At 46.7% G+C, this 17764-nt stretch carries 16 protein-coding genes; 4 read left to right on the top strand and 12 right to left on the bottom strand.

Features of this window, described 5'->3' with window-relative positions:
* Nucleotides 1–6: 6 nt before the first annotated feature.
* The 3 genes from OCV37_RS07715 to OCV37_RS07725 all read right to left on the bottom strand — a co-directional run bounded on the left by OCV37_RS07715 (nucleotide 7) and on the right by OCV37_RS07725 (nucleotide 3558).
* The gene (locus tag OCV37_RS07715) at nucleotides 7–849 is read right to left on the bottom strand and encodes a sugar ABC transporter permease (protein WP_038179255.1); all 843 of its coding nucleotides are present in this window, start codon (nucleotides 847–849) and stop codon (nucleotides 7–9) included.
* A 39-nt stretch (nucleotides 850–888) separates the two neighbouring features.
* Nucleotides 889–2184 carry a sugar ABC transporter permease gene (locus tag OCV37_RS07720; RefSeq protein WP_038179253.1) on the bottom strand — a complete coding sequence of 432 codons (1296 nt, stop codon included), beginning with the start codon at nucleotides 2182–2184 and terminating at the stop codon, nucleotides 889–891.
* A 138-nt stretch (nucleotides 2185–2322) separates the two neighbouring features.
* Nucleotides 2323–3558, bottom strand: a complete 1236-nt coding sequence (locus tag OCV37_RS07725; protein WP_038179252.1) for an extracellular solute-binding protein — start codon at nucleotides 3556–3558, stop codon at nucleotides 2323–2325.
* 218 nt (nucleotides 3559–3776) lie between these two features.
* On the opposite strand from OCV37_RS07725, the gene OCV37_RS07730 reads away from it, so the two are divergent.
* From OCV37_RS07730 to OCV37_RS07740, 3 genes are all read left to right on the top strand, one after another.
* Nucleotides 3777–4880: an ABC transporter ATP-binding protein gene (locus OCV37_RS07730; RefSeq protein WP_038179250.1), complete on the top strand. Its 1104-nt coding sequence runs from the start codon at nucleotides 3777–3779 to the stop codon at nucleotides 4878–4880.
* A 128-nt stretch (nucleotides 4881–5008) separates the two neighbouring features.
* Nucleotides 5009–6016, top strand: a complete 1008-nt coding sequence (locus OCV37_RS07735) for a LacI family DNA-binding transcriptional regulator (protein ID WP_038179248.1) — start codon at nucleotides 5009–5011, stop codon at nucleotides 6014–6016.
* A 262-nt stretch (nucleotides 6017–6278) separates the two neighbouring features.
* The gene (locus tag OCV37_RS07740; protein WP_038179246.1) at nucleotides 6279–7280 is read left to right on the top strand and encodes a glycoside hydrolase family 53 protein; all 1002 of its coding nucleotides are present in this window, start codon (nucleotides 6279–6281) and stop codon (nucleotides 7278–7280) included.
* Between the two features lie 64 nt (nucleotides 7281–7344).
* Here the strand turns inward: OCV37_RS07740 and OCV37_RS07745 are convergent, their stop codons facing one another.
* The 7 genes from OCV37_RS07745 to OCV37_RS07775 form a co-directional block, all read right to left on the bottom strand.
* A complete protein-coding gene (locus OCV37_RS07745; protein ID WP_038179244.1) occupies nucleotides 7345–8370 on the bottom strand; it encodes a LacI family DNA-binding transcriptional regulator in 1026 nt (341 codons plus the stop codon).
* A 34-nt stretch (nucleotides 8371–8404) separates the two neighbouring features.
* Nucleotides 8405–9028, bottom strand: coding sequence for a dual specificity protein phosphatase family protein (locus OCV37_RS07750; protein ID WP_261888060.1), 624 nt, complete (start codon nucleotides 9026–9028; stop codon nucleotides 8405–8407).
* 13 nt (nucleotides 9029–9041) lie between these two features.
* Nucleotides 9042–9851 (bottom strand): inositol monophosphatase family protein, encoded by an 810-nt coding sequence (locus OCV37_RS07755; RefSeq protein WP_038179239.1) that lies wholly within the window; start codon nucleotides 9849–9851, stop codon nucleotides 9042–9044.
* A gap of 108 nt (nucleotides 9852–9959) precedes the next feature.
* On the bottom strand, nucleotides 9960–11063 hold the full coding sequence (locus OCV37_RS07760) for an ABC transporter substrate-binding protein (protein ID WP_038179408.1): 1104 nt from the start codon (nucleotides 11061–11063) through the stop codon (nucleotides 9960–9962).
* Nucleotides 11064–11116: 53 nt separating this feature from the next.
* Entirely contained in the window at nucleotides 11117–12256 is a 1140-nt protein-coding gene (locus OCV37_RS07765; RefSeq protein ID WP_051680395.1) for an ABC transporter ATP-binding protein, read from the bottom strand.
* 1 nt (nucleotide 12257) lies between these two features.
* Nucleotides 12258–14087: an ABC transporter permease gene (locus tag OCV37_RS07770; protein WP_211252037.1), complete on the bottom strand. Its 1830-nt coding sequence runs from the start codon at nucleotides 14085–14087 to the stop codon at nucleotides 12258–12260.
* Between the two features lie 288 nt (nucleotides 14088–14375).
* Nucleotides 14376–14990 (bottom strand): 3'-5' exonuclease, encoded by a 615-nt coding sequence (locus OCV37_RS07775; protein WP_038179238.1) that lies wholly within the window; start codon nucleotides 14988–14990, stop codon nucleotides 14376–14378.
* 517 nt (nucleotides 14991–15507) lie between these two features.
* Here OCV37_RS07775 and OCV37_RS07780 point away from each other — a divergent pair.
* Nucleotides 15508–15705, top strand: a complete 198-nt coding sequence (locus tag OCV37_RS07780; RefSeq protein ID WP_038179236.1) for a hypothetical protein — start codon at nucleotides 15508–15510, stop codon at nucleotides 15703–15705.
* 285 nt (nucleotides 15706–15990) lie between these two features.
* Here OCV37_RS07780 and OCV37_RS07785 read toward each other — a convergent pair whose 3' ends face one another.
* A complete protein-coding gene (locus OCV37_RS07785) occupies nucleotides 15991–16362 on the bottom strand; it encodes a hypothetical protein (protein WP_038179233.1) in 372 nt (123 codons plus the stop codon).
* Nucleotides 16359–17606, bottom strand: a complete 1248-nt coding sequence (locus OCV37_RS07790) for an RHS repeat domain-containing protein (protein WP_261888061.1) — start codon at nucleotides 17604–17606, stop codon at nucleotides 16359–16361. The genes OCV37_RS07785 and OCV37_RS07790 overlap by 4 nt, the downstream gene beginning before the upstream one ends.
* Nucleotides 17607–17764: the final 158 nt, after the last annotated feature.

Below are 17764 nucleotides of genomic sequence, written 5' to 3' on the forward strand. Positions count from 1 at the left end.
CTCGTATTAGCCTTTGGTACTGCCGGCGGTTAAGCCAGATACAAAGTATTTTTGTAAGGACAGATAAAGCAGCGCGACCGGGATTGAAATCAGCACCGCACCTGCTGCATAGGTGGTATAACTTGCGCCCATTTTTTCCACGACCAAATTATATAAACCAATCGGCAAGGTATAATTTTCAGGCGTTCTTAAAATCGTTGTCGCGAGAATAAAATCGCCCAGTGGCCCGGTGAAAGAAAACAAGGCGACGACGGCAATAATTGGTTTGGAAATCGGCAATATAATTTCCAGAAAAATACGGATATGACTGGCACCATCCATTTTGGCCGATTCATCCAAATCTTTCGGTATAGCGTCCAGATAGCCTTTCATTAAATAAGTGTTCATCGGAATCATGCCCCCGACATACACCAGCACCAGTGCCAGGTGGCTGTTAATCAGACCCAGCATCTGTGCCAGCACAAAGATCGCAATGAGCGCTGAAAATTGCGGGATCATTTGCAACAGCAGGAACAGCATCAGCCCATTTTTTCTGCCCTTAAAACGAAATCGTGAGAAGGCATATGAGGTACATGACACGCAGATCAACGTCAGTACCATGGTCAGAAAGCTGATTTTCAGGCTATTCCAGAACCAAGTCAGATAGGCGACTTTGTCATTGGCAAACAAGGTGGCATAGTGACTCCAGGTTGGTTTATCCGGGAAAATCGACTCCCCCATGATACTGTTGCCCGGATAGAACGATGCCCCTACGGTCCAGACTAATGGGTAAATAATGATCACCGCGACCAACAGGATCAGGCCGTAACTCAAAGTCAGGCGAATGCGATTACTACGTTTAATACTCATCGTTTCATACTCATAGCTTGATACTTATTCATCATCGGGTTATCTCGCCTCTTCTTTGAATGACTTGGTCATCCGGAATTGCCAGAGCGCAATGCCCACCACGAAAATCGACAGTAATAAGGTGATTGCCGAGGCCACGCCGTATTGCGATGAAGACATCGTTAATTTATAAATCCATGACACTAAAATATCGGTTCCGCCAGCGTTACTGCCAATGACCGCCGGACCACCATTGTTAAACAGATAAATAATATTGAAGTTGTTAAAGTTAAACGTGTATTGGGTGATCAAAATCGGGGCAATGGAATACAACACCAACGGTAAGGTAATCGTCCTGAGCTGCTGGAATTTACTGGCACCATCCATCGTCGCCGCTTCATACAGATCACTTGGGATCGCCTGTAACACCCCGGTCGTCATCGCAAAAACAAACGGGAAACCGAGCCAGGTCTGAATCATAATCAACGCGACCTTGGTCCAGAACGGATCGGTCAGCCAAGCTTTCGGCTCAATCCCAAAGCTATTAAGAATCACGTTGTTAATCACCCCGAAACTGTCGTTAAACATCCCGGTAAAAATCAGGATGGTGACAAAACCGGGAACCGCCCAAGGCAGGATAAAGATGGTCCGGATCAGCGGCTTAAATTTGAGGTCTTTCTGATTGACCAGAATCGCCAGCAGCACGCCGACGGTACATTGCAATGTCGATGCAACAAGCGTCCAGACGACCGTCCACTGCAATACATCGAGAAACGTATTGCGCCACAGGTTAATTTGAAAAATGTTAAAGAAGTTCTTTAGTCCGACCCAGTCAACCAGTTTTGCCGGTGGCGAGTTGTATAAGTTGTAGTTGGTAAAGCCAATCGCAAAGCCGAAGATAATCGGAAACACCACCACAAAGACCAGCAAAATAAATCCCGGGCTGATCATCAGGTAAGGAAAGCCAGCATTGATCACATTGCGGTACTGAACACGTAATGAGTTCAGCGGACGACCTTGATCGGACAACTGACCGTTTTTGTACGCGTCATGAATACTCAGTGCATAAACCGCTAAACCGAATCCCACCACAAGCGCAGCAATAATCCCTTTAGCAAGTAAGAAAACAGAATTGTCTTCAGGTAGCTTTTCCCCCAGCGTGACCAGCCCCCACAGACCGTGAGAAATAAAATCACGAGTCACCGTATAAAAACTTGTGAGCAAGATGAAAAACATCATGCCTTTGACAAACTGTCGGTTATAGAACTGACCAAAGCCGGGAATGAATGCCAGTAAGGCGGCGGTCAACCGGTGGGATCGATAGCGTCCCTTGTCGTGCTTGAAATGTCCACTCATGTCAGGTATCACTGATAAACTCCGCTTCTGAATACATCTGGGGAAAACAGCTGGGAAAACGTCTGGCATCGACCAGCCCGGGGCAACAACAGAGACACCGGGCCAGCAACAACTTTTGCCAGAACCATCGGCATAAACTTATTGCCCCATCATGGCGTGATTGGCTTCGATTTGCATATGAATGCTTTCTACCGCGGCGTCGAGAGCACTTTTCGCATCTTGTTTATCGGTGGCAATCAATTGCAATGCACTGTTCGCCGGGCCCCAGACTTCATTCATTTCAGGAATGGAAGGCATCGACGTCGCGTGAAGGGATTGCATCGCAACCGCACTGGCACCCGGATCATTTTTAATCACAGGATCGTTAACCAGTTTTTTCACCGCCGGGACTTCACCTGTCAGTTCAAAGCGGCGCTTGGCATTCTCGTAATTATTAATGAAGGTAATAAATTCCTGTGCGAGAGGTTTATTTTTCGAGAAGGTGGAAATGCTATAACTCTTCACCCCCATAAATGATCCCATCGGTTGACCGGAGGGTAATTTTGGCAGTGGTGCAACACCGTAGTTAATGCCCGCTTCTTTATAGGGTTGCAGTGACCAAGGGCCCGTTTCAACAATTGCGGCTTTGCCCGAGGTAAAGAGTGAATCAATCGCATTCAGTCCGTTATTACCAATAATGCCGGTGGGAAATAATTTAGACGTATAGAACTTCTGAATATATTTCGCGCCTTCAATCGCTCCCGGAGTGTTCAGTAATATTTGATTGGGGTTGTAAGCACCGTCGGATTGTTTGCCAAAAACATCGCCGCCCATGCCATTTAAAATGCCATAGGCGTAGTAAAGTTCATCCCACTTAGCCAGCAAGCCATATTTATTTTCTGCACGGAACTTCTCCGATAATGCAAATATTTCATCCATCGTTTGAGGCAGCTCAGAAATCAGATCTTTGTTGTAAACCATAAATACGGTTTCAACAGATTTGGGTAAGCCGTAGAGAACACCTTTGTATGTCAAAGCATCAATCGAAGACTGACTGAATGTGTCGGTCACCGCTTTATCAATCTGAAGTGGTGCCAGTAAACCTTGGATGACTGCCCCGCCAATCTGATCATGAGGAATCAACACCACATCAGGACCAGTGCCTGCCGGGCCATCCATTCGCAGCGATTCGATCTGACCACCGTATGGCATTTCCAGCACTTTCACTTTGACATCATGCTGTTTTTCAAATTCGGCAACCGCCTGTTCATTACCAAAAGACTTTTGGATGTCTTCCCAGACTAATAAGGATTGTTGTGCCAGTACCATTGGCGAACACAATAGAGCTGTCACTGCAAACGCAGCTAATTTTTTACTAAATTTATTATTATTCATAAAATTTCACGCCTTTGTTTTTGGTAAAAAATAAAATTTATGGTGCAAATATGCCCCTTTATGTTATTTTTTCCATAGAAGTAATTCTTCAACGTGATATAAGTCACTTTAGCAATTGTTTATTGTGATAAAACAAGCAAGTAAAAATAAAATTTACTAAATAAAAGACGAATTAGATCACACACTTTTTATTTATTATCATTTATGAGGAACTGAAAATGTCTTCGATTCAACTATCCAATGTCGTAAAACGTTTTGACGATACCCAAACGATCCACAACGTGAACTTATCAATAGAAGAAGGAGAATTTGTGGTGTTTGTCGGGCCGTCGGGGTGCGGGAAATCGACACTTTTGCGCATGATTGCCGGTCTGGAAGAGATCAGTGACGGAGCGATATCGATAGCAGGCAATGTGGTCAACGACACACCGCCATCAGAACGCGGCGTCGCAATGGTATTCCAGTCTTATGCGCTCTACCCGCATATGACGGTTGCAGAAAACATGGGGTACTCGTTAAAAGTCAACAAAGTGCCCAAACAAGAGCTGGAGAAGAAAGTCCGTCTGGTCAGTAAAGCCCTGCAATTGGAACAACTGCTCGATCGCAAACCTGCTCAGCTTTCAGGCGGACAGCGTCAGCGTGTTGCCATCGGCCGGGCAATCGTCAGAGATCCGCAAGTCTTTTTGTTTGATGAGCCGCTCTCAAATCTTGATGCAGAATTGCGGGTAGATATGCGTCTGCATATTGCCAAATTACACCAAGAGCTTAAATCAACCATGATTTACGTGACCCACGATCAAGTCGAAGCCATGACACTGGCAGATAAAATTGTTGTGCTTCGTGACGGTAAAGTTGAGCAAGTCGGTTCTCCGATGGATCTGTACCATCATCCGGTCAACCGGTTTGTTGCCGGATTTATCGGCTCACCCAAAATGAACTTTCTCCCCTGCACCGTTGAAATGTGGGATGAAACCAGCTTAACCGTCAGTCTGGATGTCGGCCGTTCAATCACCTTGCCCATCAAAACTGCGCGGCTTGAGGCTGGTCAAAGACTGACCTTAGGAATTCGGCCAGAACACCTCTCGACCACTACGGATATCATAACGCTGACATTCCAGTGTGAAGTGATCGAACGACTCGGTGGCATGACCTACATTTTTGGTCAATGTGGTGGCGTGGATGATTTTAAATATCTTCATCATGGGGATACCCAAATACAGCCGGGTGAATCAGTTTCGTTATTTACATCACCTTCCCATTTACACATTTTTGACCCCGATGGAAATGTTATTCAATTTGATTCTGTACAATCAACGCATTAGATTTATTGACGCAAAAGAATGTATTCACAAAAAATGCATTCACGCCAAAGTGCGTTCGGTCTGTACTTTGGCAATACATATTTTGGCAACATCGAATGAGTCCGATAAAAATCATATAGGGTAATCTTTTGGCGACACTTAAAGACATTGCACAAAGAGCGAACATCTCAACGTCCACAATTTCGCGCTTTCTGAACGAAGATCCGACATTATCGGTCAGTGAGGATAAAAAGCGCGCGATTTTAGAGGCGGTTGAGTCGCTGGGCTATCAATCCCCGAAACGGAGTAAAAAACAGTTTGTTCATCATGAAATAACCAAAACCACTGAGCCGGTTGGTGAACAAAATGTGGTGATGTTGAATTTTTTAACGCCGACCCAAGAAATTGATGATCCGTATTTCACGTCGATTCGGGCCGGGATTCAAAATCGTTGTTTAGAAAAAGGTATCGATTTAAAAACACTGCATTTGGATCAAGTTGATACCAGTCTAAAACTGATCAAACATGCCCCGGCCCTGATTGCAGTCGGACATTTCTCTCAATCCGTTGTCGATACTTTATATCAGACGAACCCCGATATTATTTTTGTCGATTCTAATCCCTTGGGCAGTAAAACCGATGCTGTGTTAATTGATCGGCTCGCATTATCCAATGAAGTCATGCAGCATGTATTAAATAACCACTGCAAACGCCCTGCTTTTATCGGCAATAATGAGGAACGCCTGCATGTCTTTCGTAAAGTCACCAAAGAACACGGCCTATATCACGAGGCATTATGCAAAGTCAGTAAAGAATATTGCATCGAATCGGGATATCAGGCGATGAAAGAGATGCTCCAACGCGATGAGCTGCCGGATGTCGTTTACGCGGCAACCGATATGGTCGCCGTCGGGGTTTATCGCGCAATTTACGAGAGCGGATTAACCATTCCCGCAGATATACAAGTCATCGGAACCAATGATATTTCGTCCGCCCGACATATGAGCCCCAGCCTGACGACCATGAGACTGTTTCCCTTTGAAATGGGAGAAGTCGCTATCGATATGTTCCTTGAGAAAATGGCAGGCAGAAAGTATAAAAAGACCGTTTTATTTGGTCATGAATTTATCTGGCGGGACAGTTTTCAACGCAAATAAATAACGCAAATAAATACGGGTCGGTTTTTATTTGCAATCACACGATGGCGCATCGAATCGGTGCCATTCATTTGGGCAAGGATCTGCCTCACAATGCCCGAAGTAAATTTACTGTGACAATTCATTGAGAATCACAACCCGATAAAATACTTGATTCCGACATCCCGAATCTATTTATTAATCACATCCATTTTAAAATCCGTTGCTATTCTGTTTCTGACGTCATGACGTGACGATAACGTGAATCAATAACAACGGTGAAATGATGAATCATACTCTGAAAATACTCGCTATCTTCGGCTCAATCGTCGTATCGGGCTATTCTCACGCGCTGATTAAAGGCGCGGATATTAGCTGGATTACGCAAATGGAAGACAATGGCTACGAGTTCTACAACGATTGGGGCTATCGGCAAGATGTCCTGTCAATATTGCGCGACCATGGCATGAACGCTGTCCGTTTACGGGTGTGGGTCAACCCTCGCGATGGTTATTACAATTCACTGCAAGACGTCATCACCAAAGCCAAATGGGCGAAAGCCGCCAATATGGATGTGATGATTGATTTCCACTACAGCGATACGTGGGCAGATCCGGGCAATCAATGGAAGCCAGCGGCATGGGCGCAACTCAGTTTTGACGATTTAATGGCCCGGGTCTGGTCTTACACCCGTGACTCACTCAATACGCTCAAAGCGGCCGGTATTACCCCCAAGTGGATTCAGGTCGGAAATGAAACCAATAACGGTATGTTGTGGAATGACGGCATGGCATCAAGCAACATGCGCAATTATGCATGGTTGTTTAATAGCGGACGCAACGCTGCGAAAGAAGTCTTCCCGAATGCAAAAGTCATTGTTCACTTAGCGAACTGCCATGACAACGCCAATTTTCGCTGGATCCTGGATGGCTTACAGGCCAATAGTGCGTGGTGGGATGTGATTGGCGCATCATCTTACCCTAAAAATGCAACGGGCATGAGCTGGCAAGAAGCAAACCGCCGCTGTCTTAATAATCTGAATGATATGGTCAAGCGCTACGGGACCGAAGTGATGATCACTGAAATCGGGGTACCTTGGGATGATCCTGAATCAAAAACGATTGTTGCAGACATGATCCACAAAGTCCGGCAAGTCAATCAAAACAAAGGAATTGGGATTTTTTACTGGGAGCCACAGGCATATAATTGGCAAGGCTATACCTTGGGCGCATGGAATCCGGACACACGCCGCCCGACTCAGGCGCTGGATGCTTTTCTCGAATAACTCACACCCAATCACTGCCCTCGCCCCTCAATGATGAGGGGCGTCTTCAAAAATTCACTATCCGTCAAGATGAAGGCGTTAAACGCACGGATTGACGCCAGATTAAGGGTGCCGTGAACAGCAACTTCTCAGCACTTTGTTCCGCGCCTTCGGTTTTTTCCAACCGGTCGATGATGGCATTGGTCATTTCATCTAAAGGTTGGCCGAAGGTGGTCAGTTGATAACTTAACCAACCCGCCTGTTCAATATTATCAAAACCAATCACACAAAGATCTTCCGGTATATTGAGTTTAAATTCCTGTCGGGCTGCATCCATAAAGCCACATGCAATTAAATCGGTGACACAGAACACACCATCAGGACGCTGGCGCGAAGGCAGAATTTGTCGCGCGGTTTCAACGCCGGTCTGATAACTTGTCGGCCCGCAGCGGTAGACGGTACATTCGATATTACTCTCATCAGCTGCTGCGAAGAAAAGTTGTTCTCTTTTCAATAAACTGGGTGACTGGATTGTGGAAGAAATAACGGCAAGCCTTTGGCACCCTGCTTGCTTCAACATGTACAACGCATCATACATAGTATTGGCATAATCCAGAGAGATATGATCGGCACCCTCGAATTGTCCTTCACGGTTGACCAGAATGACGTGTTGGCCACTATTCACACAAGTTTCGACCAGAGACGCCTGCGGTGTTCCTGATAAGACGATAGTCGCTGAAGCCCGATAATTCAGCGTTTGCCGTAACGCTGCATCGGCATCAGCTTCACCACCTGAAGTATTAATCACCATCACAGCACGACTTGCTTGCTGCAGTTTTAGGGTTAAGGCATCCAGTAAACGAGCCTGATAAGGCGCATTGAGGTTAGCGCCGAGCAGACAAACCGGTCGGCTACGTTCATTGGACAGCCCCCGCGCCAGATGATTGACATGATAATTGAGCGTCTTCGCGGCTTCTAACACCTTATGCCGGGTATATTCCGATACACTGGCTCCCGGGGTAAAAGTGCGTGAAACCGCTGAGCGTGAAACGCCGGCTAAACGTGCCACTTCTGCTGCACTTGCTACAATTTTTTGTTTCGAATTACTCATAAAATTAATGTTGAATGACTCACAAAGTTGAATGCTATCGCGCTTGACCAAAGCCAGCCTGACGTAAAAGATGTTCCATTTTAATCACGCGGTGCGCAAGTTCGATGAGCATCGGTTTGGGTGTTTCGAACCATTCATCCGGATGCAATTGACGTTTATCACGAATATGAGCAATCGCTGAGTCTAATGTCGGGTATTTTTCTGGCCATTCTAAATGGAGAAAAATTGCGACAACGGTGACAGAACGGCTTCGGCCACCACGGCAGTGAACCAGAATATTCCCTTGTTCTCTCACTTTGTATGATGGTTTTTCCGGTATCCGCTGGCTTAAACACGAACGCATTAAGTGATATCCCGCGAGCAACATGGATTCGGGATTTCCCGGGCCGTCGATCAAGCCGATTTTATAATACCGAACCGGCCCCCAGCCAAATTGCGACAGGGATTCGGTATGCTGAGGATCAAGCTGTTCCACCCAGTCTATATCCAGATTCACCGCACAATTGAGGACCGTAGTAATGTTATGTTGGCGCAGCAGCTCGATGTCCGCAGCTCCGGTCGAGCCGCCGATATAAATATCGACATCCCATACAGGCATATGACGCTCGATCAGACTAATCGGCGGACGAGTATAATGAGGCAGGTTTGTGGTCATCATTGATTTCCCGATTTTAATAGCTAACGAGGGGGTTGAGTTCGATCTGAGTGGCTTCAGATAATGCCGGGGCGATGTAAGGCGTTGCGGCAAGGACAGCCCCTCCGTGAGCGATATCGGCGTGTTTTTTAGGAAAACAGCAAATCATGCCCCCCGCCTCTTCAACCATCAAGAGCCCGGCAAGGCAATCCCACGCATTCATATGGAGTTCGGCATAACCATCCGTGCGACCTTCGGCAACCCAAGCTAAGGCTAATGCACCGGAAGCGCCGCGCCGGATATTAACACCGGACGCCAGCAGCGCAGTATAAACATCCAGATAACGTTGCTGCGTCACTCGGTTTGACCAGCCCAGCTCAAATGAGGTGGCTTGTAATTCGGATGTTGTTGCCACACGCAGCGGCATACCATTTTTCTCCACATACACACCTTTCCGTGCAAGATAAAGCTCATCAGTGGCCGGATTAAATATCCCCCCCAACAAAGTCACGCCATCTTTCACGAATGCGAGTACCACACAAAAGTGCTCAATACCCCGGGCAAAGTTGGCCGTACCGTCAATCGGATCAATGATCCAAAGCTGGGAATTGTCTGCCTGCCCGCCAATTTCCTCCCCTAAAATACCATCATCCGGAAAAGCCGCTTTGAGTTTGTGGCGAATATACTGTTCAACCATCGTATCGGATTCGGTTAAAAAATCCTGAGCACCTTTCAGGGTATATTCCCCCGGGCGACGAGATTTGAAATGGGCAAGCGCAAGCGCCCCGGCTTGCTGTAATATTTCTTTCAGAGTTGTTTCTCTGGCGTCTAATGCTAATGCGTTCAAAAAATTCTGTCCGGTTAAACTGCGCAGGGTTTCTGCGCAGCAAGTGAGTTGGTCGTTCTGTATCCAGGTTCTCTAACTAGGTTCCCTATAAACTAGGGGCAGAGTCAATTAGCGTTGGTAATTGAGGCTCCACAAGTCCATCCAGTCCTGACGTTTTTGCCAGTCTGAATTTAGGCTCGTCATCTTATACATCATCAGTTGATCGCGGTATTGCTGAATACCGGATGCTTCTTCTGCCGGTAAAGCCACTTTCTGGTTCGTAGAGATTTTGCCATCAATACCCTGTAATTTAATGCCTTCAGCCGTCATCAGATAATGAATAAATAGTTTAGCAGCGTTCGGGCTATTGGTTTTGGTGGTGATCACCCCCGGGGACGGATATAGCACACCGATAAATGGCTTCATTCCGGCACAAATGCCCAGTTTCATCCCGTTTTTATTTTCTCGGAATTTAGCGGTACTGATCAGTCCGACAAAGCTGTCTTTGACATCAGGCGCACCGATTGCCTGCGCGGCATCGCCGTCGGATTTGGTGAGTAACGGGCCATTCTGGGCCAGACGTTTGACAAATTCGGCCGTGGCAGAGCCTTCCTCCGTTTTGAGGGGATGACCATAAAGATCCTGATACGCTTTGGCCATTTGATCATCATAGTGGGTCGCCATTTGATTAAAAGTATCGGCATAAAGTGGCTTAATCAGCGGATCCTGCATTGCGATTTTATGACGCCATTTCGGTTCAGTCAGTTGCCAGATATTGGTGAGCGGACAAGTTTGGTACTGTGCGGTGTTATAGGCCCAAACATTGGATGCAAGCACGACCGTCAATGGATTTTGATAATCGGTAGCGATATCTTGTTTCATATCATCGGGTACCCAGCTGAAAACATAACCTTTATCTAAGAGCTGAACTTGGGTCGCCGGTGCATCTTCGATGAGTGCAACATCCGCTTTAACATTATTGGCCTGCGCTTCGCGACTGATGATCTCGATAATATTCGGTGCTTTCGCTTTGATCCCAACCGCCTTAACGCCGTATTTAGCAGTGAAATCTTTTGTTTGCTGAACAATTTTACCGGTCGGAGCATACACCGTAATCGCTTCTTCTTGTTGCGCAGCAGCAACTAATGCATTCAAATCAAATGATTCATTGGCGTGTGTCGCGAATGATAGCCCTGCAGTCACAATCGACAGCGCAAGCAAGTTATATTTCATCTTCATCTCCATTTCCTTCATGGGAATTGTCAATCACTGTGTTTCAGGTTGAGTTAAGCTAAATGAGCACAAGCATTTGTCACGTCAGGCCAGATAGAATTGATGCGAAATGGTAAGAGCTCGACCCGTTCGCCATGCGGTGTAAAAAAGTGCAGAGCTTCATCGGGCAGTTCACAATAGAGCATGTCTCCGGCTTGATAGGTCGGTCGTAACTGGGTTGAATGAAAGAGTCGGTCTTGCCCGCTCACCAGTTCAATCACCCAACTGCCACCTGTCGGCATGATGGATTCAACCACCATTTCAGCACTGTTCATCACTGAACTTTGGTGTAGTACCAACGCTTCGGGACGAATACCACAGTGTGCAACTTTATCGATATCGGGATAACGGCGGGCAATTTCACGTTTGATATCACTTTTGCTATTGGCGCTATCGGTAAAATCGATCATGTTCAGTTTCGGTGTCCCGATAAATTCAGCAACAAAACGGTTGGCGGGTGTAGCATAGATATCGTCCGGGGTACCAACCTGCTGGAGTTCTCCGTTACTCATCACGGCAATGGTGGTTGCCAGTGTCATGGCTTCCCATTGATCGTGGCTGACAAATACAATCGTTGTGCCGAAGGTTTGATGAATTCGACGGAGTTCCGCACGCATTTCCAGACGCAGTGCCGCATCTAAGTTCGACAATGGTTCATCCAGCAGAAGTACACTGGGATTCACGACCAGCATGCGGGCCAGCGCGACGCGCTGTTGCTGGCCGCCGGATAGCTGTGCAGGGTAACGCTTGGCATAACCGGCAATTCTCAGCTTTTCCATCACATCCTGACAGCGTTGTAATCGTTCATCTTTGGCGATTTTTTGCAGTTTCAGACCGAAGGCGACATTCTCTTCTACCGTCATATGGGGCCATAAGGCGTAGCTCTGAAAAACTAACCCGATACCGCGTTTTTCCGGTGGAACAAAACAGCCATGTTCGACGGAATCCATCAGTTGATCATTAATTGAAAGAGAGCCGCCGGTTGTATGCTCTATCCCGGCGATCATCCGTAAGATAGTGGTCTTTCCACAACCAGAAGGACCGAGCAAACACATGAATTCACCTTCTTTGACGGTTAAATCCAACCCTTTTACCGCTGCGCTTTTGGCGCCCGGATAAGTTTTCTGTAATTGAGATAAAGTGATGGTTGGCATATTAACTCTCCAATCCTTGTGCCAGTCCGGTGCCTGAAATACGTTGAATGAGTACCGTGCCTCCCCAGGCAACCAGCGCAATCATCAGTACCACAGCATTCGCGGCTTGGTCATAGTTATAGTCAATCAGACGTAGTGAATAGGTTGTTAAGACGTCGGTCGCGGGAATCGCGAGAATAATAAACAGGCTGACCCCTTTAATTCCGGAAATAAAAGGTAATAAGATTCCCGTGGCCAAAGGTGCAGCCTGAATCGGCACGATAATGCGCATTAGGCGGGTCCACCAGTTGGCCCCCGCGATTCGGGCGGCTTCTTCGGGCTCTTTACCGAGTTGCGTCATCGCAGCGATGCCGGAACGACTGGCGAATGGCATTTGTTCAGCAATCAGCGCAATAATCAGTAAAACCGGTAAGCCATAAAGCGCAGGAATGGGCCCGTGTGAAACGGCAAACAGAGAAAGAAACGCAGCAGCAAAGGCAATACCGGGAACTAAGTACGGCATAAATGTGACTTGTTTGAGAAACTGTCCGACCCAAGGAATCGTACAGCGTATAACCGCATAACCGACCAATAGTCCTAACACACCTGAAATAAGGGAGGCACTTCCGACGATCATGACGGTATTCCAGACGGCATCCCAGAACTCCCGCGTAAACAGAATGCCACTATGCAGGGCTAAGGTATCGAGGTTTTCACCAATCCAATAGTCAAAGGTAAAATTCTCCGGATTAAAGCGCCCCGGCAGAATCATAATCGTAGAAAGGAATAAAGTAATCAGCGGGATTGCAACCCCAATCATCACAAACAGGCTTGCCAGTCCGGTTGCCGGTACACGCATAATCCCGAGCCGGTTGGTTCGTTCCATTTGCCCTTTCACACCGACGGTAATAAAGCGGCGGGCTTCTTTCATCATGCGCATATCAATGATCAGTGTGACGATACCAATCAACATGATTACCAGCGCGACCACAGCAGCTACGCCACTTTGCCGGGAATCTAAGGCACGATACAGGCTGGTCGACAGCGTATTAAAATTGACAGGCAAACCAAGGATATAAGGAATCGCAAACTCACCAATACAATCGGCGAAAATCAGTAATGCCGCAGAAAGCAGAGCCGGACGAATCAAAGGGAGGATAATTTTTAGAGTAATCGTCTTACGTTTAGCCCCCAGAATGCGTGCGCAATCCTCTAATTGAGAGTCAAAACGGCGCAGTGCATTACCGACAATCAAAATAACCAACGGCACATAGTGAATCACCAGAATCACAACCATCGGGAAAAAGCCATAGGCGATCCAGTCCGGCATCGTGACACCCATGGCTTCGAGCCATCCGGGCTGACCGCCAATGGTGCGATTTTTGAAAATGGTTGTCCACGCCAAGGCGAAAGTCCATGAAGGCAACATAAATGGCACAATCAAGGCCGTCGCAAACCATTTCCTGCCGAACATATCGGTACGGTTAACCAACCACGCCAGCGCCACACCCAGTAACAAAGCGAAAAATACGGTCAGTGCGGCGACACTGAGCGTGTGCTGCAACGGTTGCCACAATAAGAGTTGTGACATCCGAGAAGTCAGTGCCCGACTCAGGTAATAACTTGTCGTTGCACCTTCTGTTTGATGGGTACGTATTTCATCCCCGGACTGAACAACGAATGCGTCAGTTGCAATGGACAGCACCGGAGCAACAATTAAATAAGCGAAAAACATCAATAGCAATAACGCTAACAGGTTCGCCGGCTCTTGCTTAGCAACCGCAAAACGATGTTTTGCTTTGTGTAATGCACTTGTTTGCATTGGCGCAGAACAAGTTGGTAATCCAGACACAATGCGCTCCTTCTGAGGTGTTGATGCTGATTACCTTAAAAGAGTCAGATGACAGAAATATGAATGCATTGCACATACGTGCAATGCATTTAAATCAGGAATGAAGCTGCCACAAACCAAGTGACTTGCCGGTCAGATGTTAGCGCGGATTGTGATATCAAAGAGTTTGTCGGCTTTCTGGAAACTGGAAGTATGTGCATAATGAAGTCGATGCGGCTTCGATGCTTTACAGCATGTGGCGTCTCTCAGATCCAACCTTTGATAAAGAATTGTTTGAGTAAGCGTGTGTTAAGCACGACGTTTAGCGAGGAGTAGGTTCACTTTCCCTTTTGCTGTTTTACCAATGGCTTGCATAAGCTGAAAGCTTGGCTTGACGATTCCCGATTGCTCTAAGTCCTCTACCATTTGAAGCCAAAGTTTGGCTGTCATCTGTGCATCAGCTAATGCCCGGTGAAATACACCGTCATTGTCGATATTTTTGTAGCGAACAAGCGCACCGAGTTTGTGTGACGGTGCATCTTGAATCAGTCGCCTTGCCACCAGTAAAGAGCAGGCAAACTCGCCTGAATAACCACGGTTGATTCTCTCAAGCTCTGCGTCTAAAAATCGTTTATCGAACGAAGCGTTGTGAGCAATCAGGTTCTCACCGGTAATGAACTCACTAAACGATGCCATCACTTCATCACAGCTTGGTGCTGTACGTAACATGTGATTGGTGATGCCAGTATAGCTTTCAATAAATGAGCTCACCCTGAAGCCCGGATTCATCAATTGCTGAAAACTATCGACAACCTCACCATCGACGAGTTTAACCGCACCAATCTCGATTGCGCGGTCACCAAGATGAGGAGAGAGGCCAGTGGTTTCAAAGTCAAGTACGACCACGGAATTTGCTTGAGGCATGCCGTTTTCCAGCTAAATAATCATGTGCAAGAGTATCATCGAAAGTGGTAGAAAAAGAAAGGCGATAGCTGCCGCTGAAATGATGCGGCTTCAGCTCAACATCCACTTTGAAGGCCGAATCATCCCATATCTGGATTTATAACAATGACCGTAACACAGAATAATGAACAGTCTCGATAATCATCGGCTGATTATTTTTAGAACTCACACCCAAAATCTCATACTTTTTTCATACTTTTATTTTCCCAAAAACAGATAACCTACCCTCTGCACTGGCAAAATCCGGTGCCGGGCGTAGGAACCCGCATTTCCCCACAAGGCATGATAAATGTCAGTTTATACTGGTATTTTTCTATGTTACGCTTTAGCTCGCCTAATTATGGTGGGCTGGGCAAGGCAGCTTCGGCTGGCTGCTAACCTTGTGGAGCGGTATTCCTACACCTTGTTCCAGTTCACCACCCGAAACGTAGGAATTTCGTGTGGTGTTCATATCTCAACAACCACAAGGAGTTCCACTATGTACGAAACCATCCCTTACAATCCCGAGTTCGCCCAAAAAGCCCGCGAATACTTGCGTCAGTTAGAAGAAATATTCGAAGCCGAACAGCGGCACAACAGTCAAGAGCTACGCAACGTACTGCTGTATCTGAATAATCTGATTACCACTCATTATGTGCGCTACCATCAAGAGATTGACGGGGAGGATTTGGTGTAGTTAATGGGTTTATTTGGATTTCGAGCCGCGGTTGCGGCTCGTTTTGAAATATAAGATGTAACTAGTCGGCTATGTCCCTGACCGGGGTGATACCGCCACCCCGGATATTCATCTCAAGGGGAAGTCGCTACGCGAGGCCGGGCACCGTCAACATCATTGCGGACTGAATTGTGCTTGTCCCCGATATCAGTTGATATGAATGAAAACAGCCGGGACTACTTTTAGCCCGGCTGTTTTTTTGAGGATGGCTGAATGTCTGAATCAGATTAGCATGTTTATTAATTATTAATATGCTGGTGATAAGCGTTTTCCTACTTTGAAATCATCCAAATCAATTTCAAACTGCCAGTCTTGAAAATTGTTGACAATAGAATCATAAGATCCAATAACAGATATGTTACTCTTAGCTGCTGGGTTTTCAGATAGGTACTGATAATAAATATCTTCATCTGAATTGGCTATTTCCCCTAATATTTCACCTTGAATGGAAAATACTGTAGCTTGAACATTTTCCTTTCCTCCATATTCCATACTGACAATCATATCATAATGTGGACTATATGCAGCACAGCCTAAATTTTCATATCTAATATAGAAATATTCACCGTCAATTAACCAACGACTCCAATCAAAATTTTCAGAGTTTTCAACAATCATTTTATCTTCACCGTATCCTCTACTCTTAAGTATTTCATTTTTAAGCTGACATCTCTTGGTAACAGAAGTTGGAGTTGACTTCCTCCACCCGGGATATATCTCTTCTTACCATCTGAAAGAACCTCGACTTGAGGGCCAACAGGACCTTCGAGAACTTCAAAAGGTTTATCAACTTTATATGTAACGACCCGATCAACACCTTGAGGTTTCCATGACCGCTTAACTGCAAGTTCATTCCAGACATAATTAGAGTTTGGAATAGTATCTATTGTACCAAAACCTCCAGGACTCGTTACTGGTTGTATAGGGGCGACAGCCATATTAAATGTTTCCCCTGGTTGAATTGTTCTTTGTGCTGGAGTATATCCATAAGGCCAAGGCGACTCGTTCTGAATCAAATCCTGATATGCTTTCGACGCTTCAGCCCTAGTTTTAAATTGGCCTGCATGATCTTTCTGAAATTCATTCCATGCGTTATGATAAAGCCCTTTCGATGTCTTAGCATGCTGAGCTACGCCAAGCTTACAAAGCCCTTGACATGCCTTCATCATCAACCCTAGCGGATCCACCCACCCCGTCGGATTTTTCACATACTGGTAGTTGTTTAAACCACCCGCAAGCCCAATCGGATCGGGGGTGATAAAGCGCCCGGTGCCCGGGCTATAGTAACGATGACGGTTGTAATGTAAACCCGTTTCTGCATCATAATACTGCCCCTGAAAACGTAGCGGGCTGACGATTTGTGCCTTGCGCTGATAAGCGACATTGCCGTAACTGTGGTAATCCACCGACCATGCCACGGCACCGGTAGCATCGGTAATTTCCAGCGGCGTACCAATCTGGTCAAGGTGATAGAAATAAGGTGTGGCGTTGTCTGCTCCTTCACCGGTCACCAGTGCCAGCGGTTTAAAGCTGCCGTACTCGTACAGATAGGTCTGGTAGTGGCGCTCACCCGACTCTGCCAGCAGTTTATCTCCCTGCCACAGAAATTCAGTTTGCCGGGTTTGCCCGGTTTTGTCGGTAACCGCTTTATGAATCCGTCTGCCGAACGCATCATATCGATATTCAGCGCTGCTGCCGTCAGGCTTTTCAACTCTGATAAGCCGGTGCTGGCAGTCATATGCATAGGTTGTGACCAGAGACTGCTGGGTGCCCCGCGCTTCCTGTATCAGGTTACCGAACTCATCATACTGAAAATGACTGGTCAACGCGCCCTGTGTCCGGCGGGTTTCCAGACCGCTCACCTGATATTGGTGTTGCGTCAGGCAATGCCCGTTCAGGCTGACCTGCTGCAGCCGCCCGTGCTGAAATTGATAATCAAGACTGGTTCATCCCCGTGTGTACGGGGAACACGCTGGATTCATTCGAGCGATAGAGATACCAGTCGGTTCATCCCCGTGTG

The organism is Vibrio rhizosphaerae, from assembly GCF_024347095.1.
Taxonomy (GTDB): domain Bacteria; phylum Pseudomonadota; class Gammaproteobacteria; order Enterobacterales; family Vibrionaceae; genus Vibrio; species Vibrio rhizosphaerae.

What these genes read in the sequence shown, in the direction of transcription:
- OCV37_RS07715 (WP_038179255.1), bottom strand. Translation starts at nt 849, where the DNA reads ATGAGTATTAAACGTAGTAATCGCATTCGCCTGACTTTGAGTTACGGC.
- OCV37_RS07720 (WP_038179253.1), bottom strand. Translation starts at nt 2,184, where the DNA reads ATGAGTGGACATTTCAAGCACGACAAGGGACGCTATCGATCCCACCGG.
- OCV37_RS07725 (WP_038179252.1), bottom strand. Translation starts at nt 3,558, where the DNA reads ATGAATAATAATAAATTTAGTAAAAAATTAGCTGCGTTTGCAGTGACA.
- OCV37_RS07730 (WP_038179250.1), top strand. Translation starts at nt 3,777, where the DNA reads ATGTCTTCGATTCAACTATCCAATGTCGTAAAACGTTTTGACGATACC.
- OCV37_RS07740 (WP_038179246.1), top strand. Translation starts at nt 6,279, where the DNA reads ATGATGAATCATACTCTGAAAATACTCGCTATCTTCGGCTCAATCGTC.
- OCV37_RS07745 (WP_038179244.1), bottom strand. Translation starts at nt 8,370, where the DNA reads ATGAGTAATTCGAAACAAAAAATTGTAGCAAGTGCAGCAGAAGTGGCA.
- OCV37_RS07750 (WP_261888060.1), bottom strand. Translation starts at nt 9,028, where the DNA reads ATGATGACCACAAACCTGCCTCATTATACTCGTCCGCCGATTAGTCTG.
- OCV37_RS07760 (WP_038179408.1), bottom strand. Translation starts at nt 11,063, where the DNA reads ATGAAATATAACTTGCTTGCGCTGTCGATTGTGACTGCAGGGCTATCA.
- OCV37_RS07765 (WP_051680395.1), bottom strand. Translation starts at nt 12,256, where the DNA reads ATGCCAACCATCACTTTATCTCAATTACAGAAAACTTATCCGGGCGCC.
- OCV37_RS07775 (WP_038179238.1), bottom strand. Translation starts at nt 14,990, where the DNA reads ATGCCTCAAGCAAATTCCGTGGTCGTACTTGACTTTGAAACCACTGGC.
- OCV37_RS07780 (WP_038179236.1), top strand. Translation starts at nt 15,508, where the DNA reads ATGTACGAAACCATCCCTTACAATCCCGAGTTCGCCCAAAAAGCCCGC.
- OCV37_RS07785 (WP_038179233.1), bottom strand. Translation starts at nt 16,362, where the DNA reads ATGATTGTTGAAAACTCTGAAAATTTTGATTGGAGTCGTTGGTTAATT.